Source organism: Nocardia rhizosphaerihabitans (assembly GCF_014646295.1).
Taxonomy (GTDB): Bacteria; Actinomycetota; Actinomycetes; order Mycobacteriales; family Mycobacteriaceae; genus Nocardia; species Nocardia rhizosphaerihabitans.
In genome coordinates this window covers 470,767-490,998 of the sequence record NZ_BMNE01000003.1, presented here as the reverse complement: position 1 = coordinate 490,998, position 20,232 = coordinate 470,767, and the positions used below count along the sequence as shown (strand labels likewise).

Genomic DNA, 20,232 nt, shown 5'->3' with positions numbered 1-20,232 from the left:
TGACGGAGGTGGTCAGTTCGGAGGGGTGCTGGGCAAGACGCCGTGAAGCCTGCCGAAAGGGTCGTTCGAGACGATGCCGCCTCGAACAGGTGTCGCCTACATCACTATGATAGCTGACCGTCCGTACGGTCTGCCATAGAATGTGGCTGTCAAAAACTGGTGAGGCCGATCGGCTGCGACGACAATCCGCGCAGGCGAACGATCTCCGCGTTGAACGCGTCGGCGTCCTGCATGTTGCTGCTGTGCCCGCTGTTGGGAAGGACGATTTCCCGGTCCAGATGCCCGGCCGCCCGGACCATTTCGGCGGTGCGCGCCGACTCGCTCGGCGGGAGCAGCCCGTCGCGAGCGCCGTAGAGCACGGTTGTCGGTACACGCAGCGCTTTCACACCTGCCGAAGCGTCGAGGCGTTGTATCACCTTGGCCCACTGCGACCGCACGCGCGGCGGACAGGTCGCGCTCACCCGCTGACCGAAGTCGGCCATGTACAGCGGCGCTTCCGGGGTCAGCGCGACTTTGCGGAACATCGACCTGCCCATTCGGCGCGGCGGCGCGGGCAGCGGCGCGACGGCGATGGCGGTCAGCCACCGGGACAACCGGTCCTGATGCCGGTTCACGCCCTCTCGCCCTTCCGACAGCCCAGCGGCCGAGTTGGCGAGAAGCGCGGAATCCGCGTAACGGGTGACCTCGTCGGGGAAATACTTCGCCCACGCGAGTATCGCTCCGCCACCCATACTGTGCCCGACCAGCGTGGCAGGCGCGTCGGGCGAGATCGTCGCCGCCAGCACGGCCGACAGATCCTCGGCGAGCACTCGTTCGCTGAACGGGCGCGGACCCACGTCGCTGCGACCGTGGCCGCGCTGATCGTAGGTGACCACCCGGTTGCCGCGTGCGAGCGCATTGATCTGGGGATTCCAGTACTCGAGGGCGACCGACCACCCATGAACCAGCACAATCGGATCCAGCACCGGATCTCCGTACTCACGAACGTGCAGCGCGGTTCCGTCCACCGAGAACACTGTTCGTGTCTCCCGAGGTTCCGGATGCGCCAACATTCCGGTCAATCCGGCATCCGGCGGGTTCTTCTTCTTGAATTTCGGCATGGCGCACTCCCTTGTACCCAGCATCACTCGACCGCGCTTGACGTGAGCGCGGTCACGTGGCCAGACTAAGACTAACCGCACGTACAGTCAACAAAGGGGAGTTTTCGATGTCCGACCCGGTATCGACACAGGGAAATGTCGTCCGAATCGAGCGGCCGACCGCGGAAATCGCGGTGGTCGTGCTGGATCGTCCGGCGCGACTCAACGCTATGAACCCGTCGAGCATCCCCCTTTTGACGCAGATGGTCCGCCCACTCGCCGAGGATCCGGACATCCGGGTGGTGATCGTGACCGGCGCCGGGCGCGGTTTCTGCACTGGCATGGATCTGAGCAGTCTCGATGAGATGGCACCGCGCGAGGTGGATGCCACCATCGCGTGGATGCAGGAGCTGCACAGCTTTTCGGTGGAACTGAATCGTCTGCCGCAACCGACGATCGCCGCGGTCAACGGACCCGCCATCGGCGGTGGCCTCGGCATGGCGCTGGGCTGTGACCTGCGCATCGCCGGTCCTCAGGCGAAGTTCGGCGCGACATTCGCCAGGATGGCGCTGGGCCCGGATTCCGGCGTCTCCCACACGCTGCCCGCCGCCATCGGGCACGCCGCCGCACTCGATCTGCTGCTGAGCTGCGAACCCATCGGCCCGGCCGAGGCATTGCGTCTCGGCTTGGTCAGCCAGGTCGCCGACGACGCGCTCGCGGCCTCGATCGAACTCGCCGAACGATGGGCACGCATCCCCGCTCATGCGTCGCGCACGATCAAGGAAACCCTGCGGCAGGCCGCGCGCACCGATCTCGAGACCACCCTGCTCGATGTCGAACCCCGCGCCCAGGCCGACCTGATCTGCCACCCGGACTTCTTCGCCAACGCCACGGCCTGGCTCGACAGCCACCGCTGAACCACAGGTAGTAAGCAGACGCGGCCGACGTGACGCACGAAGGGTGCGGTGCCGCCATACGGCACCGCACCCTTCTGCTCGCACCCAGGCGGTTGGGCTTACCGCTCCCCGACAGCCAACTCCCGGTAGGCGGCGACCACAGGTGCCAACTCGGTCGGCGTAGCACCGTGCATGATCACCGCATCCGCGCCCACACTCAATTGCGCGCGAACGCCCGCCGCGCACTGCCGCGCACTCCCCCGCGCCGCGACACCGAGCCACTCGGCGGGGAGCAGACCCGAGATGTGCTCGATCTGCTCGTCGGTCGCAACCGAGTCGATCGCCCCGCGGATTCCGGCGACCACCGGGTCGGCCCGGAAGCGGCCCAGGACATCGGGATCCCAGCGATTGGTGGAGACCAGCAGATCACCGTAGATCTGCAAGTAGGTCGCCAACCTGCCGACCGTCCCACGCAGGCGGCGGGACTCCGGAATGTGATCGCCGATGGTCGCGTAGCACGACCACACCCGCACCGACTCCGGATCACGGCCCGCGCGTTCGGCCGCCTCCTTCACGATCCCCACCGAACGCGCCAAGGTCTCATCGGTGAAGTACGTGTGCAGCACGACCTCGTCGAACGCCCGGCCACCCAGCGCGAGTGTCTGCGGGCCAAAGGCCACCAAGCCGAGGGGGATCGCCTCGTCGAAGCGCGAATCGAGCCGCAGCCGCGCGAAGCGGCCGGCCGGGCCGTCGTGATCGCGAACGGTCTCGCCGCGCCACAACCGGCGCATGAGTCCCGCGAAGTCCTCCAGCTGCGCGGTCGTGACCGCGGGCAGGTTCCAGGAGGCGAAGGCCTTGGCACCGCCGCGACCGAGTCCGAGCATGAAACGCCCCCGAGTGAGCCGGTGCATCGTGGTCGCGTACGCGGCGGTCACCATCGGATGGCGCGTATTGTGATTGGTCGCCGCCGTGGCGATCCGGATGCGCTCGGATGCCGCGCCCGCGGCCCCGGACAGTGTGACCGCTTCCTTGACGTCGAACCGCTCGGAGATGAAGGCGGTGCCGAGGTCCAGTTCCTCCGCGACACGGACCTCGTCGATGATCTTGCGCGGATCGTCGCTCGCGCCGGCGAGCAGGTAGCAGCCGAGTTCACGATTCATGACAGCGCCTCCGCCGAGTTCAGTTCGAGCACCTGGCGCGCATGCCGCTGCGCCATCGCGAGAAACATCTGATCCCCACGGTCCGTGCGCCGGGCGAGCATGGAGGCATTGATCGACATCAGCATTCCGTGCCACGCCCCACGGCGGTAGTCCAGCCAGCACTCGGCCCAGGAATAGTCGCCGACCCCCAGCTCGACGATCCGGTCGTAGTAGCGCCGGACCAGATCCCCCTCCAGCTCCCCCCGCTGTTCCTCGGGCAAACCGCTACCGAGGAAGTAGGCGACGTCCTCGGCGCCGGACCCGATGGCGCAGGTCTGCCAGTCGACGACAGACATCGAGCCCTGGGGTCCGATCAGGACATTGTCCAAGCGGAAGTCACGATGCACAACGGTTCGATGGTTGGACTCCCAGGACAGCCAGGAGTCGAGATGTTCAACGAAAAGCTGTCCAGCACAGCGGATCTCTTCGCTGAGCAGATCTGAGTATCGGTGTAGAAAGCTCGCCCATAGTCGCGGGGTCACCTCGGCGATACCCGGCCGATCACGGCGTAGCCACCGCAGTTCTCGCCATCGGTCCTCGCCCCAGCACGGAGCGTGCAGACCGGCGATCTCGTCCATCGCCGTGGCGGCCACCTCGGCGGTGCAGCCTGCCAGCTGATCGCCCTGGCGCGCGGGTGCCAGGTCTTCGAGCAGCAAGAGAAAATCGCCGGTCTCGGAGGAGAACTCTGCCGCGTACACGTCCGGTGTGCGCACCCGCACCTGCGGCGCGAGCTCACGGTAGAAGCGCACCTCGCGTTCGTACGCCCCCTCCCTCCGAACCTGTCGCCGGAGGTCCGGATCCGGATCGGCGAACTTCGCGATCATGCGCCGAGGCGCGTCGGTCGGCTGATCGTAATCAACAGTGAGTCGCGCACTCACCGCCACCTGACCGGTACCGACCGGGATGCTCGACAATCCGACGACCCTCGCATCGCCCCGAACGCCCGCGAGCACTTCGTCGAGCAGGCCTGCCGTCAGGCGGGCGGTGGGATCAAAGTTTTTCAGCACGCTCCCAGACTGTCACACTGACCGTCCGTACGGCCATCTCCCGGTCGAAATCACTTGTCGCGCAACACCTGCGATGGCCTGAGCTGCAGGGCATTCACCCACAGCTGAGTGAGAGTGATGGCGAGCTCGTCGACATCGATACGCTGCCCTTGCACGAAGACGATGGCTGCCATTCGGCTTACCATGCCCGACAACGCCTGTGCCGTAATCAAAGGATCGAGCTCGACCGAGGCAACCCCCGCTTGTTGCAGTTCGCGGATCAGCTTCGCGTTTCGGAGAACGAACGAGTTCGCGCGTTCGAGGCGCAGGCGGCGGAACTCCGGGTTGAAGTGCTGGGCCTCGTCGAAAACCGCCATCAGCCGGGCGTTCTTCTCATAGGCCACGAGGTATTCCCGATTGGCGGCATCGATCAGTGCACGCGGGTCTGTCACGCCGGTACGCGCCTTGATGTGCGGGTGGAGCATCTCCCGTCCCACCTGTTCGACCAACGCGGCGAAAACATCGTCTTTGCCATCGAAGTAGGTGTAGAACGATCCGGAAGACGCGCCGGCGGCCTTCGAGATATCGGCGATCTTCGCGTCGAGATAGCCGTCCCTTTCGAAGACCTCACGGGCCGCTGCGATCAACGCGGCACGCTTGCGCTCACCGCGCTCCGTGCGCGGAAGAACCCGACCTGGCGAGGACCCAGTCGCACCGCTTCCGGAATCAACACGATCACTCACAGTCGCTCGGCCAACCGTTCGACTTGCAAGACCAGCAGAGTGAGCAGCCAGCCGACACGGTCACTTCGCTGCGTCGGCTGCGAAGGTCTCGCGAACGACGGTGGCGACTTCGCCGTTCGGATCCGAGAGGGCAGAGAGGCCGAATCGGTCGACGAGAAGTCCACCGAGCAGAACGTCGACGAATGTAGACCCGATCGCCTCCGGTGTGTGACGACCCCCGGGCTGGAACCAGACCCACATCCATTGGACCGAGCCCCACAGCTGCAAGCTCACCACTTCGACATCGACTGGACGGAACAGGCCCTCGTCAATTCCGCGACGCAGCTCTTCCTCCGTCATACGCTGCAGTTCGCGACGGAGTTTGCGGACCTCCTGCATGCCTGGATCATCGGCGAGCTGCACGACCTCGCGCTGACTGGCGACCGTAGCGTCCCGCGCCACCACCTGCAGGATGGCCGAGGCGAAGACGATAGCGGCGATCCGTTCCTGGGGCTTGGCCAGCCGCTCCCACATCGAGCGCACCGCGTCGAGCTGGTGGTTCATGTAGTTTTCTTCCAGCTCGCACAACATCTGCGCCTTGGTACCGAAGTGGTGGACGATCGTCCCCTTGGACATCCCCAGCTCTTTGGCGATGTCGCCGAGATTGGTTCGCTCGTATCCATATTCGGCAACGTGCCGAATAAATGACTCGAGAATCTCTTTGCGCCTCCCGGCTGGTCTGACCACGAGCCCTCCCATTCATTTGCTAACCGTACGGACGGTTTATGTTACCGCCCATCTGGACGCTGAGTACATCGACGACGCGGTCTCACCGCTGTCAAGCGCTACGCTCGACGATCCCTCGTGGTGTCGCGCCGGCCACGTCGCGAAGGAACGCACCTCCGCGCGACAGCGCGGTCCTGGCCACGGGTAACACACGCGCCATGGTCTGGAAGACATGCACCTGCCCGCGCCACACCTGCACCTCACAGGGGACCCCCGCCGCATCGAACGTGGCAGCCATCGCCTCGGCTTCGGGAAGAAGGAACTCGGTCGATCCGATCTGGATCAGCGTCGGCGGCCAGCCCGACTTGTCGGCCGCCAGCACGTCGACCCGTGGATCCGAAGCGTCGGTCTCGCCGAGGAACGCGCGGATGCACGCGTTGCCGAAGCCCAAGGGGATCAACGGATCCCAGGTGCGGGCAGCCCGATCGATGTTCAGGTCGAACAGCGGCGACATCAGCAGCGCGCCGACCGGCATCGGCAGGCGCCTACGTCGCAGTTCACACAGCAAGGCGGCGACGAGGTAGCCGCCGGCCGAGTCCCCAGCGAGGCGGATACGGTCCGGCGAGTACCCCTCGGAGATCAACCACCGGTATGCCGCGAGGGCGTCGTCGACCGCTGCCGGGAACACCGCCTCCGGGGCACGCCGGTAGTCCGGAACCAGGATCGGCATCCCACTGGCCTCGGACAGCCGCTTCACGACACCGTAGTGGGACTGCGAAGACCCGACGACGAAGCCACCGCCGTGCAGGTAAAGGGTCACACCCGCCGAACTTCGCCCGCCCCGGCCGGTGCCCGCCACCCACATCCCCGTCATCGCCCCGATGCGGACACGATGGACCCGTGCTCCTCTCGGATTCCGGACCGCACCGACACAGTCCGCCGCGGTTCGCATCGCTTGCAACGGCAGTCCCGCGGGTCGCATCGGCCCCACTACCGCATGCACGGTTCGCGCAGCCAGCAAGGAGAGCGCGAAACGCTCTGCCAGCGACGACGAGCCTCCGGATTTGCTAGAGAACATGATCACCTCATTGTGGTCATTGGGCCCCACCCACGTTGGTCGAGAGCCTGCTACGAATATCTCTGGTGACCGTACGACCAGTCAAGAGCGCCTGGGCAGATACACCGATTTGTACTGCTGATACGCCGCCAGACCTTCCGGACCGAGTTCGCGGCCGAGGCCGCTGTCCTTGACTCCGCCGAAAGGAGCGCCGTGGTCCATCGTGTAGCCGTTGACACCGATGCTGCCGGTCTTGACCCGGCGAGCCAGGGCGATACCGCGGTCGAGATCGCTCGTCCACACCGTGCCGCCGAGGCCGTAGTCGGAGTCGTTGGCCAGGCGCAGCGCATCCTCGTCGTCGTCGAAGGGGATGACCGCGAGCACCGGGCCGAAGATCTCCTCGCGCGCGATGGTGGCATCGTTGCTCACATCGGCGAAGACGGTAGGCTCGACGTACCAGCCGCGATCGAAACCGGCCGGGCGCGAGCCACCGACCGTGATCCGGCCGCCTTCGGCCACGCCCTTGGCGATGTAGCCTTCGACGATCTCGCGCTGGCGGGCGGTCGCCAGCGGGCCGATGACCGTCGAGCGGTCCAGCGGATCACCGATGCGCAGCGTGCGCACCAGGTCGCTGAGTCCGTCGACGATCTCGTTGTAGCGGCTGCGCGGAGCCAGGATTCGCGTGCAGATGTAGCAGCTCTGCCCCTGGTTCATCAGGCTCACCGGGAACAGGCCCTGCACCGTGCCGGCCAGGTCGGCGTCGTCGAGAATGATCGCCGCGGACTTGCCGCCCAGTTCCAGGGTGACCGGCTTGAGCAGGCGCCCACACGTTTCCGCGATCGACCGGCCCGCATCGGTGGAGCCGGTGAAGGCAACCTTGTCCACACCGGGATGGGCCACCAGATGCGCTCCGGCGGTGCGGCCCGCGCCCGGCACGATGTTGAGCACACCGGCGGGCAGTTGCGCGGCCAGGGCAGCCTCGGCGATCACCATCGCGTCGAGAACCGTCTCCGAGGACGGCTTCATCACGACCGTGCAGCCCGCGGCCAGGGCCGGCGCGAGCTTGAAGAACGCCAGGGTCTGCGGGAAGTTCCACGGCACGATCGCACCGACCACGCCGAGCGGTTCCTTGCGCACCTCGGTCGACCCCACGACCAGCGACGGCCGGATCTCGAACTCGGGAAGCGCGCGAACGAGGTCGGCGTAGTAGCGCAGCACCGTGCCGGGCACGCCACCTTCGACCACCTTGGAAAAGCGGATGGGCATACCGTTCTGGCTGCTCACCCGGCGCGCGATCTCGTCGCTGCGGGTGGCGAGTTCGGCGGCGAAACGGTCGAGCACCTCTGCGCGCCGCTCCGGTGCCCAGCTCGACCAACCGTGCGGGTCGTCGAACGCCGCGCGGGCGGCGGAGACGGCCGCGTCCACATCGGCTTCGGTCGCCGAGGCAACACTGCCGAGCAGTTCCTCGGTGCTCGCCGAGAAGACCTCGATGCGTCGCTCGGACAGCGGCGCCGTCCATGTTCCGCCGATGTACAGCGCCGAGTAGTCCACCGTCATGACACGTCCTTTCGTGGGACCAGCACGGGTTTGACCACCGCGCCGGACTTCATGGCCCGCTCGGCCTCGTTGATCTGCTCGAGCGGGAAGGTTCGGATGAGTTGGTCGAACGGGAAGCGGCCCTGCCGCCACAGCTCAAGCAGCCGGGGAATCAACAGCTTCGGGACACTGTCACCTTCGAGAATGCCCTTGATCGTCCGGCCGAACGCGAGCTGATCGGGCCGCACGAGCAGCGGCTTCAACTGCACGCCGACACAGCCGCACACACCGCGCAGGCGGAGCACGTCGATGGCGTTCGAGACAACCGCGGGCACCCCGGTCGTATCGAGCGAGTAGTCGAGCCCGCCCGGCACCAACGCCTTGACGACCTCCACCAGATCCTCGGTGTCCGCGACGAAAGTGTTTGTCGCACCGAGCTTCTCGGCCAAGCGCAATCGATCCGGATTCACATCCACCGCGACGATGACCGCGGCTCCCGCAACCCGGGCGGCCATGACGGCCGACAATCCGACCGTCCCGGTCCCGAAGACGGCCAAGCTGGATCCCGCCTGGACGTCGAGCGAGGTGAACACCGAGCCTGCTCCGGTCAGCACTCCGCAGGACAGTGGTCCGAGCAGCTCGAGTGGTAGCGAAGGATCGACCTTCACCGCGTTGCGGGCGGCGACGACGCTGTACTCGGCGAAAGAAGACTGACCGAACCAGTTCCCTTTCACCGGTTGCCCTTGCGCGTCACGGACGTTCGTCGGCCGTCCGGGCCGGAATCCCGACATGTTGCGCGGCCAGAAGCTCGTGCAGTATGCGGGCTGAGCGTCCAGGCAGTTGCGGCAGTCACCACAGGAATCGAACGACAGCACGACGTGATCGCCGATCGCGAGGTCGGTGACGCCGGCGCCGAGCGCCGCTACGACACCGGACCCTTCGTGTCCGGTGACGATCGGCGGCTTCGCCATCGGCGTCCGCGGCAGGAAATCGCTGTGGCAGATGCCGACGCCGGCGATCCGCACCAGGACCTGTCCGGGGCCGGGGGCGTCGATTTCGACGTCCTCCACCTGAAACGGTCCGTCTGCCGCGCGTAGGACCGCGGCTCGTGTTCGAACAGTACTCATGCTTCCTCGAATATCAGAACGGGTTTGGTGGCTTTGCCTGCGCGGACCGCCGCGATCGCGTCGTCGATCCGCTCGAACGGGTATCTCTGGATCAACCGGTCGAAGGGAAAATCGCCGGTACGCCACAGCTCGATCAGCCGCGGGATCAGGTCGTGTGGATCAGCGTCGCCCTTGGGTACGCCGATGAGCTGCCTGCCCGCTGGAGGAATTGGCCACCACGATCACACCTTCCGAGGATTTCCGATTTTGAGAACTTTTTGTCGTTGTGAGGTATAGCATACGACGCTGACCGCCCGTACAGTCAACTATCAAAATATGAACCACGGTCGAGAGTGGTGAAAGGGGGTGCGCTCAGTGGGGAGCACACCGGATTCGACCGACGAGTCGGAGAAGGACACCGCGACGCGGGTACTGCGCGCCAATGTTTCCGATACCGTGCTGTCCGGCCTGGCTACATTCGGGCGCTCCCTGCGCTTGGGGGCAGAAGCGGCGAGCGCGGGGGCATCGGACGCGGCGCGGTTCCGTTTCCATTGGCGGGAATCGATGCGGCAGGCGTGGTTCCTGATCACGGTGACCGCGATTCCCGGAGTGCTGGTGGCGATCCCGTTCGGCGTGATCGTATCGGCGCAGGTCGGCAACATCGTGCGCCAGATCGGCGCGGACTCGCTGATCGGCGCCGCGGGTGGGCTCGGCGTGATCAAACAAGGCGCCCCGCTGGCGACCGGCCTGTTGCTGGGCGGAGCGGGAGCCGCGGCGATCGCGGCGGATCTCGGGGCCCGCACCATCCGCGAGGAAGTGGACGCCATGCGGGTGATGGGCATCGACCCGGTCCGGCGTCTCGTGGTGCCACGCATGGCCGCGATGCTGGCGGTCGCACCGCTGATCAACATCCTGATCCTCGTTGTGGGCGTCACCGCGGGATACGTCATGGCTGTGGTCGCGCTCGGAGTCACCCCCGGTAGCTATTGGGAGTCGTTCGGGGCCTTCACCACTTCGTTCGACGTGTGGGTGTCGGTGATCAAGTCGCTGATCTTCGGTCTGCTGGTAGTCCTGATCGCTTGCCAGCGCGGGCTGGAGGCCAGGGGCGGGCCACGTGGCGTGGCCGACGGTGTCAACGCGGCGGTGATCCTGTCAGTGGTCTCGATCGCTGTCGCCAACACCGCGATCACCCAGGTGGTCACCATGTTCTTCCCGACAAGGATGGCGTAATGGCGGCGAGTTCCTATGTCCCGGCACCGATTCGGCCGCTGGCCTGGCTGCGGCGGCGCGTCGACGTCTGGGCGCCGTTCGACACGGCCGGATTCGCGCTCAGTTTCGCCTGGCAGGTCCTGGCGGCCATCCCGCTGACCATGCGGCACTACCGGGCCCAGGTGATGCAGACGATCACGAACATGACGTGGGGGCGCGGCTCGATCATCGTGGGCGGCGGCACCGCGGCCGTCATGGTCGTCATGGGCGGCTCGGTCGGCGCGTCGACGGCCATCGAGGCCTACAGCGCGCTGAACATGGTGTCGCTGGGACAGATCACCGGCCTGATCTCGGCGTTCGCGAACACCAGAGAGCTGGCGCCGATCGCCGCCGGGGTCGGTTTCGCCGCGCAAGCCGGCTGCCGCATGACCGCCGAGATCGGCGCCATGCGGATCTCCGAGGAGATCGACGCCATCGAATCGCTCGGTATCCGGTCGGTCCCGTTCGTCGTCACCACGCGCGTCATCGCGGCCATCGTCTCGATTGTGCCGACGTTCCTGATCGCGCTGGTCCTCAGCTACACCGCCTCCGCTCTCATAGTCACCGTGCTACACGGCGAGCCGAACGGTGTGTACACGCACTACTTCACCGAGTTCCTCGTCAGCTGGGATGTGCTCTTCGCCGTGATCAAGGTCGTCGTGTTCGCGGTGGCGGTCATCCTCATCCATTGCTATCAGGGCTTTTTCGCCTTCGGCGGACCAGAAGGCGTCGGTATCGCCTCGGGTCGCGCCATCCGGGGCAGCCTGGTCGCCATCATCACACTCGACATGATCATGACGTTGGTGATGTGGGGTTTCACCTCGCCGATCACCTTCTCCGGATAGAGGTCAAGCAATGCCCGCATTTGGAATGCCCGGCGTGGCGGTCAGTCCCCGCGCCGCTCGGCGCACCGGCCTCGCGACGGCGGCGATCGTCGCCGTCGGAGTGCTGGTCTGGCAGTTCACGCCAGCGAAAACCGACCCGAACCTCATGCCGGTGACGGTCCTCACCGAGAAGGTCGGCAGCGGTGTCCAGCAGGGCACCGACGTGCGATACGACGGTATCCGCATCGGCAAGGTCGAGGGCATCGAGCGAATGAACGAGGGCGGACAGCGCCTGATGTTGAAGCTCGACAGGACCCACTCCGCCGAACTGACCGACGCGCTGACGATGGACTACGCGCCGGGCAACCTGTTCGGCATCAGCGAGGTCATCCTGAAATCGGGCAAGGGCGGTACGTCGCTGGACAAGGCCCGAACCGTGGATCTGACCGGCGCCAACGCGGATCGAACCGTCGACGCCACCATCACCGCCCTGCTGAATTCGCTGGGTGATCTGACCAACGATGTGCTGACACCCGAACTGACCGGACTGCTGCACCGGCTCGCCGACGACACCAGCGCATTCACTCCGCTGATCGAGACCATAGTCGCGGTCTCGCAGGCTGTCGCCGACACCCAGCGGCTGCCCGCGCCGTATCTGCTCACCCAGTACGGCAACACGCTGAAGGGCCTGCCCTCCACCGTCGACGGTCTGGTCTCGGTCCTGTACGCACCGTTCTCCAACCCCTATCTCGCGCAGCCGGGCAAGGTCGAGAAGTTCAACGCCAACGTGAACATGCTCAAGGACGACCTGCTTTCAGCCCTGGTCGCCACCCTCGACACCACGGGGAAGTACTACTCCGAGTACACCGCCATGCTGACGCCGATTCTGTCGGCGCTGGCGGCCACGCTGCCACGCCCGGAACAATCCGACGCCGAGCTCGGTGAACTGCTGCGCCGGTTGAACGCGGCATTCGCCGACACCCCGCAGGGACCGACGCTGCAGGTGTCGGTCGCACTGCAGGGCGTGCCCGGTCTGGCCGGCCCGCTCGCGGCCCTGGCAGGCCCGAGCGCCCTCGGCACGGAAGGACCGCGATGAAATCGGCAACCTCCCTGATCATCCGGCTCGCGGTGTTCGCCGTCGCGATGCTGCTACTGCTGGTCGGCGTCCTCCAGGCGCTGTCCAAGCCGATCGACGACACCATTTCCTACACCGCTGAATTCACCGACGCCAACGGCCTGCGCAGCGGAAACGACGTGCGGCTGTTCGGTGTTCGCGTGGGCAAGGTGAAGAGCGTCGAGCTGCGCGACGCCCGCGCGGTGGTGTCGTTCGACATGGAACAAGGCCACCCGATGTACGCCAACAACACCCTCGCGATCCGCTTCCTGAACCTCACCGGGCAGCGGTATCTCGATGTGCAGCAGGCCGATGTGCCCGCAGGGAACGTCGACCCCGGCACCACCATCGGCACCGACCACACGGTGCCCGCCTTCGACATCACCACCCTGTTCAACGGCCTGCAGCCGGTACTGGCCGAATTCACCCCCGCTGATCTGAACCAGTTCGCGACGAGCCTGCTCGCCGTGATCGAAGGCAACGGCACCGGCCTCGGCCCGGCCCTCGACGCGATCGAGACGCTGAGCAAGTACACGACCGACCGCCAGGCGATGCTCTCGACCCTCGTGCGCAACCTGTCGATGCTGGCCGAGCAGATCGGTGGCCGCTCTGGCAACGCGATGGTGATGGTCTCCCGGCTCACCGACCTGTTCACGACACTGCAGGAACGCGTCGGCGGCCTGATCGACTTCTCCCTCACCATTCCCCCGGTGCTGCGACCGACCACGAGCATGCTCACCACGCTCGGTCTGACCGGGCGGCCCAATCCCGATATCGACAACCTGATCCGCAACGCGATTCCCGACAAGCGGCAGGCGGTCGAGACGATGAACCAGGTTCCGGCACTGCTGCAATCGCTGTCCGATCTCATCCCGGCCTCGGGTAGTTCGACCTGCAGCCACGGGGCCGCTCAGGCACCGCAACCACTGCAAGTGCTCATCAGCGGGCAAAGGATCACACTGTGCAACGGATGACCATGCAGACCATGCGCTCACGGCTGACACGCAAGGGCAAGCCCGCACCCGACGACGCGACGCGGCGGCGCAGCGATATCCGCTGGGGCGCCATCGGATTGGTGGCCATGATCGTGGTCGCCGCCGGTATCGCGGTGGCCTCCACCCTGCAGACCGGGGTGCGCACCTACACCGCCTTCCTCACCGACGCCGCCTCGTTGCGCGTCGGCGACGACGTCCGGGTCGCCGGCGTGCCATCGGGCACGGTGAAGTCCCTCGACCTCGAATCCAACCGCGTGCGACTGCAGTTCACGGTGGATCGCAAGGTGTTCGTCGGCGACCAGACCACCTTGTCGATCCGGATGCTCACGATCGTCGGCGGTCACTACCTCGCCGTCATCCCCGCGGGCACCAAAGCCCTTGGCAGCACAGTGATTCCCGCTGATCGGGTCAAACTCCCCTACAGCTTGCCGCGACTGTTCCAGGACGCCATCAAACCGGTCCAGGAACTCGACGGCGATGTGCTGCGGCAGAATTTCGGCGCGCTCACCGCGGCAGTCGAGGGTGGCCCGGATGGCTTCCGCCGCATGGTCACCGCGGTCGACACCATCGTCGGGATCCTCGACCAGCAGAACGCGCAAGTCTCCCAGGCACTGACGTTCTCCGACGAATACATTTCCGCCCTGGCCGCGAACAAGGCGGTGGTCGGTAAGTTCATCGACCGCTTCCGCATTCTGGAGACGCTGGTCGAGAACAACAAGATCGCGGTCGGCGACGCGCTTGCTGACCTGGCCAAGGTGATGACCCAGGTCAGCCCGCTGGCCGTGGCGTGGAACACCACGCTGAAGGACCCCGCACAGCCGTTGGCCGATTCGATCGCCAAGCTCGACGAGCTCGGCGGCAAGCTCGGTGCGCTGCTCACCTCGCTGAAGTCGTTCAGCGCCCGGTTCGACACGCTGACCGGCCCGGACGGCGCGCTCACCGTCGACCGCTCCGGCCAGACGATCACCGCGCCGCAGCTGTGCATCCCCGTTCCTGGAAGGACCTGCTGATGCTCACCCGCTTGCTCGGTTCCCGGGGCTTCCTGTCGGTGGCGGTCGTCCTGATCGTCGGCCTGGTGGCCGTCGGTGCCTACAAAATCGCGAAACCGACCCCGACGATGCGCTCGTACTGCGCCGATATGCCCGATGCGATCGGCCTGTACGAGGGCAGCGCGGTCACCATCATGGGAATCAAGGTCGGCTCGATCACCCGTGTTTCCCCGCAGGGCGCGACCGCCCGGGTCGAATTCACGGTCCCGGAGTCGCGGAAGCTGCCCGTCGACGTCGGTGCGACTACCATGGCCGACTCGCTCGTCGCCGACCGTCAGCTCGCGCTGATCGGCGCCGAACCCGAAGGGGCGGGTTGGGATTCGTCGCACTGCATCACCAAATCGGTGACGCCGAAGAGCCTGAGCCAAACGTTCGCGGCGCTGGCCGATCTCGCCGACCAGCTCAACGGCCCCGACGGTCCCGGGGAGGATGTCCTCGAGCGCGGTATCGCCGCGCTGGACAACACCACGGCGGGCACCGGTGAGCAGGTCAACACGATCATCCACAAGCTCGGCTCGGCGCTGAACTCGCCCGACGCCGCGATCGGTCACATCGGCGCGCTGCTGGACGCGCTCAGTTCCCTGGCCAGCAGTGCCGCGCACTACTGGCCCGAGGTCAAGGACTACCTGACCCGCCTCACCCCTGCGCTGGTCACGGTCAGCGACCAGGTGGTACCGCCGGTGATCACCACGGTCCGGGAGCTGATCGATGTCCTACCGGCGCTCAACGACCTCACCGTGATGTTCGGCGGGCCGCTGCTGGCCAAGCTCGAGCGGGTGGAGAACCTACCCGAGATGCTGCAGGCCGGCGTGGCCGGACTCAGCGAGCTGATGACGATGGTCCCCTCGCTGACCAGCGCGTTCACCAACACGGTCGATCCCGCCACCGGTGCGATCTCGGTCGCCTACGCGACGCCGAACGTCACCCTGCCCGGTGACCCCGCGCAAGTGTGCGCGGCGATCAATGTCCTGACGCCGGGCGGATGTCTCGACCCGGTCAGTGGAACTACGAAGATCTCGATGGCACACATCATTCTCGGAACGGTGGGCGCACGATGACTCGACTACGCACACGTACCGCCGCGGCAGCGGCCGCCCTGTCGGTGATGGCAGTGAGCGGCTGCGGCTTCGATCCCGCTGCTGTCCCGTTGCCGGGCACCTCGGTCTCCGGCGAGACCTACCCGCTGCACCTGGAATTCGCCGACGTGCTCAACCTGCCGCCCGGTGCCAAGCTGATCGCCGACGGCGTCGAGGTCGGCAAGCTCACCGGCGTGACGGTGACCGACGTGACCAAGCGCGACAGCGGCATCGGCCGCGGGTTCGTCGTCGCCGATGTCGCGGTGCAGCGCAATATCAAGCTGCCCGCCGATATCCAGGTCGAACTGCGCCAGACCACCCCGCTCGGCGATGTCTACATCGCCGTCACCACTCCGCCACGCACCAGCGCACCCGCCCTGGCGTCGGGCGCGACCATTCCGATGACGCAGACCACGCGTGCCCCGCAAATCGAGGACACCATGGCGGGGCTGGCGACCTCGCTCGGCAGTGGCATGGTCACCGACCTGCAGGACACCGTCCGCCAGCTCAACGCCGCGCTGCCGCAGAATCCGGCCGACACCGCACGGGTCTTCGGCGTCATCGGCACCGACCTCTCCGACGTCGCGAACGACCTGGGCAGTCTGGATGCGCTGCTGGACGGCCTCGACACCACCGTCTCCGCAACGGTGGATATGCTGCCGACCCTGCGGCCGATGCTCACCGACGAGGGCACACCGCACCTTGTCGAAACCGTCCAGGCGGTGATCGGGATCATCTTCATCTTCGCGAACTTGGGCCCGGTCGCGCACTCCTCGCTCTTCCTCGCACCGATGATCTCGGCCTCCAACGACCTGATGAAGGCCACCGTGCCGATGCTGTTCGGCAACCGGCCGTTGGATTTGTCCTCCCGGTCGAACATGTCCACGCTGGTGGACCTCATTCAGAACAAGATCATTCCGTTCGTCCGGCAGGGACCGAAAGCGAACATCACCGCAGCGGCGGTGGGCGATCCGGCGGAAGTGGGGTCCGCCGAGCAGACCACCCGCATCGTCGACAGCCTGCGGATGATCGGAGTCGTTCGATGAGTGCCCGATTCTTCGACATCAGTCGCGTCAAGCCGAGCTCGATCGCGTCGCTGGCCGCCATCGCGGCCGTGCTCCTGATCGGCAGTTCCTACGTCGCCTTCGGCCTGCTGAAGCTCAATCCGTTCGCCGAGCACACGACGGCCCGGATGCTGCTGGCCAACTCGGGCACGTTGGGCGTCAACACTCCCGTGCTGCTCACCGGCATCCAGGTCGGCAAGGTCACCGAGATCCAGAAGGTCACCGGTGGGGTGGAGATCCAGTTCCGGATCAACGCTCCCTACCGGATTCCGGCGGCCAGTGAGGTGCGGATCGAGAACCTCTCGGCGCTCGGCGAGCCCTACCTCAACTTCAAGCCCACCGCCGACCAGGCGCCTTACATCAGCGACAACCAACTGCTCGACGCGCGCAGCGCACCGGCCCCGACGCTGATCCCCGACCTGGCCGCGAAAGCGGTCGCCGTCATCGATCAGCTGGACCCGAAGGCCATCACGAGCCTGGTGACCACCTTCGACAAGGCGCTGACCGGGATCGAGAACGAAGTGCCGCGCCTGGAGCGGGCGAACACACTGCTGGCCGCCACGATTCTCAGCCGCACCACCCTGCTGCGCGGTCTGCTCAACGACCTGCAGACCATGGGGGACGACATGTCCTGGTCGGGCCCCGCGCTCGCCGAGTCGGGGCCGGCCTGGAAAACCCTCGCCGCGAGCCTCGACGAGGTCATCGAGGTCTCCTCGCAGCTGTACGAAGTCGGCGACGCACCGAACGACTACCTCACCGGCGACGGGCTGATTCCCTTCCTCCACCGGACCGAAAAGTTGCTGGCCGAACTCGGGCCGGGAATGGCCGAGCTGGCGCCGATCCTGCGGCCGATGACCACACCGATTCCCGCAGCGCTGGCGCCGCTGGATATCTCGGCCCTGATCAGCACCGCGCTGGCCACGGTCGGCGCGAACGGCACTGTCCGCCTGCAGGTCACCGTTAAATAGATCCCCTTTCACAGCCGAACCGGAGTCCTCATGAACACCACTGACGAAAAGCCCGCCGAGACCGAGAAGAAGGCCGGCGAGGCCACCGAGAAGCCGACGGGTGCCGCGGAGCCGCGCCAGATCAGTGTGCGCCTGTCCACGGTCGCTACTGTCGCCTGCGTCGCCGGGTTGGCGGTGACCACGGTGACCTTCGGCGCGCTGTACTTGTCGGAGCGCGGCGAACTATCCGATCGGGATGCGCGCGCCGCCGCGGACAAGCAGGCCGAACAGGCCGCGATGGACTATGCGGTCGGCGCGTCCACCATCGACTATCGCGATCCGAAAGCGTGGCTGGCCAAGCTCAAGGCCAACACGACCCCGCAGCTCTCGGCGAAGTTCGATGCCACCGCGACGCAGCTGGAGCAGATCATCCTGCCGTTGCAGTGGACGTCGAAGGCGACACCGGTCCAGGCCGCGGTGAAGTCGGAGTCCGGTGGCGTCTACAGGGTCAACGCCTTCCTCGATGTCGATTCCACCAGTGCGCAGTCACCCCAGGGCGGGCGCACGACGGTCACCTACACCGTCACCCTCGACAAGAACGACGGCTGGAAGATCACCGAGGTCGGCGGCGGCCTCGACGCACTACCAGCCAAGTAGCGCGGTAGGTCACAACTTCAGCAAGGATGAGCAATTGGACTGGTCAGGCATCGTCGCTGACGTTCAGCAACATTGGTACCTGTACGCCGCGATGCCGTTCATCGCCGCGGCGATCGGTTACCTGACCAAACTCGTAGCAGTCGAAATGCTGTTCCGGCCGCTGGAATTCGTCGGAATACCGCCCTATCTCGGGTGGCAGGGCCTGATTCCGCGCTATTCCGCCCGGATGGCCACCGTGGCGGTCGATCTCATGCTCTCGCGACTGGTCGACCCGCAGGAGATCATCGACCGCATCGATCCAGCCGAGCTGGCCAAGCATGTCCAGGGACCGCTGCTGGCCACCGTCGAGGAACTCGTCGACGAGATCATGATGCGGCACCGGCCCGGCCTGTGGGAGCTCGTCCCGCCCGCGGCCCGGCGCCTGCTCCTGCAGCGTATCCAGGCCGACGCGCCCAAGATCATCGCCGAGATGATGGACGACCTCAAAGCGAACGTGAACGTCGTTTTCGACCTGCGCACGATGGCCATCAACGCCCTGATGAAGGACAAGGCGTTGTCGGTGCGGATGATCCGCGATCTCGCCGCGCCCGAGATGCGATTCATCGTCAGGTCGGGCCTGTACTTCGGTTTCGCACTCGGCATCGTCCAAGCCGCGGTCTGGGCGCTCACCCACTCGGCCCTGATCATGCCGCTGTTCGGCGCGTTCGTTGGATACTCGACCGACTGGCTGGCCCTGCAGATGGTCTTCCGCCCGATCGAACCTCGCCGGTACCTCGGCATCTTCCGCTGGCAGGGGATGTTCCACAAGCGCCGTGAGACCGTCGCCGTCGACTACGGAAGCTTGATCGCGACCGAAATCCTCTCCCCCGCCAACATGATCGACGCCATGCTCACCGGGCCACAGTCCGACCGCCTCTTCTCCCTCGTCGAGCACGAGATCGACCGTGTACTCGACCAGCAGATGGGCATAGCCAAGCCGCTGGTCCAGCTGGCGGTCGGCAACCTGGACTTCATCAAGAAGGACATCGTCCACACGGTCCGCACCCGCCTGCCCGAGGAGACGCAGAGCATCGAGCACTACACGATGCACGCCCTCGATGTGAACTCCCTCATCGTCGAGAAGATGAAGCTGATGACTTCCGACGAGTACGAGGGCCTCCTACGGCCCGCCTTCAAGCAGGACGAGTGGAAGATCGTGACGGTCGGCGCCATCCTCGGCTTCCTGATCGGCGAACTCCAGGTTCTTCTTCTGCTGCATTGACCGAACGCCGTTGCACTAATTGAACACAATGTATATTTAAGGTGTGCACGAAAACACATTCTCTGAACTGACACCGACCGCGTGACACCATCGAGCCGGCGACGAACGACCACCGAACGCCGCGTGTTCGAGGCCGCGGCCACCCTGCTCCGGGGCGGCACGCGATTCTCGGATCTGACGGTGGAATCGATTATCGAACTCGCCGATGTATCACGCGCGAGTTTCTATAAGTACTTCACCAGCAAAGGCGTTCTGGTCCAGCGCATCGCGGTTCCCAGTCTCGCCGAGTCGACACAGGAGTCGGCGAACTTCTGGTTGACGGAACCGGCTACATCCTGGAAGGGACTGGCCGAGACGATCGGCCGAATGCTGCGCATCGGGCGTGCGAACGCGGAACTGTGGCAAGCGTATTTCGACGCGACCGCCGCCCACCCGGAGATCGAGGATGCCCTGCATCGCGCCATGGAAGGTCACGTCGAGGTGATCGGCCAGCGCGTCGCCACATTGCGGCAGGCCGGCTCGATCAGCACCGATATGGACCCGATCCACCTGGCCCGATTCATGATTCGCGGCACCTACGACGCGTTGGTCGAACACTTGCAGCACGGCAGTGCGGACGACGACGACGCCTTCACCCGAACCCTCGGACGCGCGCTCTGGTTCGGCGCGTTCGCCCATTGAACAGGAGTG

General features: G+C 65.9%; 21 protein-coding genes. 13 read left to right on the top strand and 8 right to left on the bottom strand.

Features of this window, described 5'->3' with window-relative positions:
• Window positions 1-149 precede the first annotated feature (149 nt).
• The gene (locus IEY60_RS15140; protein WP_189028481.1) at window positions 150-1,100 is read right to left on the bottom strand and encodes an alpha/beta fold hydrolase; all 951 of its coding nucleotides are present in this window, start codon (window positions 1,098-1,100) and stop codon (window positions 150-152) included.
• Window positions 1,101-1,207: 107 nt separating this feature from the next.
• Between IEY60_RS15140 and IEY60_RS15135 the strand changes: the two genes are divergently transcribed.
• The gene (locus IEY60_RS15135) at window positions 1,208-1,996 is read left to right on the top strand and encodes an enoyl-CoA hydratase/isomerase family protein (RefSeq protein ID WP_189028479.1); all 789 of its coding nucleotides are present in this window, start codon (window positions 1,208-1,210) and stop codon (window positions 1,994-1,996) included.
• 98 nt (window positions 1,997-2,094) lie between these two features.
• On the opposite strand, the gene IEY60_RS15130 is transcribed toward IEY60_RS15135, so the two are convergent.
• The 7 genes from IEY60_RS15130 to IEY60_RS15100 all read right to left on the bottom strand — a co-directional run bounded on the left by IEY60_RS15130 (window position 2,095) and on the right by IEY60_RS15100 (window position 9,271).
• The gene (locus IEY60_RS15130; RefSeq protein WP_189028477.1) at window positions 2,095-3,135 is read right to left on the bottom strand and encodes a TIGR03857 family LLM class F420-dependent oxidoreductase; all 1,041 of its coding nucleotides are present in this window, start codon (window positions 3,133-3,135) and stop codon (window positions 2,095-2,097) included.
• Window positions 3,132-4,181: a phosphotransferase family protein gene (locus tag IEY60_RS15125; protein ID WP_189028475.1), complete on the bottom strand. Its 1,050-nt coding sequence runs from the start codon at window positions 4,179-4,181 to the stop codon at window positions 3,132-3,134. The genes IEY60_RS15130 and IEY60_RS15125 overlap by 4 nt, the downstream gene beginning before the upstream one ends.
• Before the next feature lie 50 nt (window positions 4,182-4,231).
• Window positions 4,232-4,807: a TetR/AcrR family transcriptional regulator gene (locus tag IEY60_RS15120; protein ID WP_229739840.1), complete on the bottom strand. Its 576-nt coding sequence runs from the start codon at window positions 4,805-4,807 to the stop codon at window positions 4,232-4,234.
• Between the two features lie 156 nt (window positions 4,808-4,963).
• Window positions 4,964-5,629, bottom strand: a complete 666-nt coding sequence (locus IEY60_RS15115; protein ID WP_189028470.1) for a TetR/AcrR family transcriptional regulator — start codon at window positions 5,627-5,629, stop codon at window positions 4,964-4,966.
• A 91-nt stretch (window positions 5,630-5,720) separates the two neighbouring features.
• Window positions 5,721-6,428: an alpha/beta hydrolase gene (locus tag IEY60_RS15110; protein WP_189028468.1), complete on the bottom strand. Its 708-nt coding sequence runs from the start codon at window positions 6,426-6,428 to the stop codon at window positions 5,721-5,723.
• Window positions 6,429-6,767: 339 nt separating this feature from the next.
• Complete coding sequence (locus IEY60_RS15105; protein WP_189028466.1) at window positions 6,768-8,222, bottom strand: aldehyde dehydrogenase; 1,455 nt, start codon at window positions 8,220-8,222, stop codon at window positions 6,768-6,770.
• A complete protein-coding gene (locus tag IEY60_RS15100; RefSeq protein ID WP_229739839.1) occupies window positions 8,219-9,271 on the bottom strand; it encodes an NAD(P)-dependent alcohol dehydrogenase in 1,053 nt (350 codons plus the stop codon). Before IEY60_RS15100 ends, IEY60_RS15105 begins: the two co-directional genes overlap by 4 nt.
• A gap of 38 nt (window positions 9,272-9,309) precedes the next feature.
• On the opposite strand from IEY60_RS15100, the gene IEY60_RS15095 reads away from it, so the two are divergent.
• The 12 genes from IEY60_RS15095 (at window position 9,310) to IEY60_RS15040 (ending at window position 20,223) form a co-directional block, all read left to right on the top strand.
• Window positions 9,310-9,597, top strand: coding sequence for a hypothetical protein (locus IEY60_RS15095; RefSeq protein WP_189028462.1), 288 nt, complete (start codon window positions 9,310-9,312; stop codon window positions 9,595-9,597).
• 85 nt (window positions 9,598-9,682) lie between these two features.
• Window positions 9,683-10,537 carry an ABC transporter permease gene (locus IEY60_RS15090; RefSeq protein ID WP_229739838.1) on the top strand — a complete coding sequence of 285 codons (855 nt, stop codon included), beginning with the start codon at window positions 9,683-9,685 and terminating at the stop codon, window positions 10,535-10,537.
• Window positions 10,537-11,400 (top strand): ABC transporter permease, encoded by an 864-nt coding sequence (locus IEY60_RS15085; RefSeq protein ID WP_189028460.1) that lies wholly within the window; start codon window positions 10,537-10,539, stop codon window positions 11,398-11,400. The genes IEY60_RS15090 and IEY60_RS15085 overlap by 1 nt, the downstream gene beginning before the upstream one ends.
• Window positions 11,401-11,410: 10 nt before the next feature.
• Window positions 11,411-12,475 carry an MlaD family protein gene (locus IEY60_RS15080; RefSeq protein ID WP_189028458.1) on the top strand — a complete coding sequence of 355 codons (1,065 nt, stop codon included), beginning with the start codon at window positions 11,411-11,413 and terminating at the stop codon, window positions 12,473-12,475.
• The gene (locus IEY60_RS15075) at window positions 12,472-13,467 is read left to right on the top strand and encodes an MlaD family protein (protein ID WP_189028456.1); all 996 of its coding nucleotides are present in this window, start codon (window positions 12,472-12,474) and stop codon (window positions 13,465-13,467) included. The genes IEY60_RS15080 and IEY60_RS15075 overlap by 4 nt, the downstream gene beginning before the upstream one ends.
• The gene (locus tag IEY60_RS15070) at window positions 13,464-14,498 is read left to right on the top strand and encodes an MlaD family protein (protein WP_189028454.1); all 1,035 of its coding nucleotides are present in this window, start codon (window positions 13,464-13,466) and stop codon (window positions 14,496-14,498) included. The genes IEY60_RS15075 and IEY60_RS15070 overlap by 4 nt, the downstream gene beginning before the upstream one ends.
• Complete coding sequence (locus tag IEY60_RS15065) at window positions 14,498-15,595, top strand: MlaD family protein (RefSeq protein ID WP_189028452.1); 1,098 nt, start codon at window positions 14,498-14,500, stop codon at window positions 15,593-15,595. The genes IEY60_RS15070 and IEY60_RS15065 overlap by 1 nt, the downstream gene beginning before the upstream one ends.
• On the top strand, window positions 15,592-16,659 hold the full coding sequence (locus tag IEY60_RS15060; RefSeq protein ID WP_189028450.1) for an MlaD family protein: 1,068 nt from the start codon (window positions 15,592-15,594) through the stop codon (window positions 16,657-16,659). Before IEY60_RS15065 ends, IEY60_RS15060 begins: the two co-directional genes overlap by 4 nt.
• Window positions 16,656-17,645 carry an MlaD family protein gene (locus tag IEY60_RS15055; protein ID WP_189028448.1) on the top strand — a complete coding sequence of 330 codons (990 nt, stop codon included), beginning with the start codon at window positions 16,656-16,658 and terminating at the stop codon, window positions 17,643-17,645. The genes IEY60_RS15060 and IEY60_RS15055 overlap by 4 nt, the downstream gene beginning before the upstream one ends.
• A 30-nt stretch (window positions 17,646-17,675) precedes the next feature.
• The gene (locus IEY60_RS15050; protein ID WP_189028446.1) at window positions 17,676-18,281 is read left to right on the top strand and encodes a hypothetical protein; all 606 of its coding nucleotides are present in this window, start codon (window positions 17,676-17,678) and stop codon (window positions 18,279-18,281) included.
• 34 nt (window positions 18,282-18,315) lie between these two features.
• Window positions 18,316-19,542: a DUF445 family protein gene (locus tag IEY60_RS15045; RefSeq protein ID WP_229739837.1), complete on the top strand. Its 1,227-nt coding sequence runs from the start codon at window positions 18,316-18,318 to the stop codon at window positions 19,540-19,542.
• An 81-nt stretch (window positions 19,543-19,623) separates the two neighbouring features.
• Window positions 19,624-20,223, top strand: a complete 600-nt coding sequence (locus IEY60_RS15040) for a TetR/AcrR family transcriptional regulator (RefSeq protein ID WP_189028444.1) — start codon at window positions 19,624-19,626, stop codon at window positions 20,221-20,223.
• The last annotated feature ends 9 nt before the right edge of the window (window positions 20,224-20,232 follow it).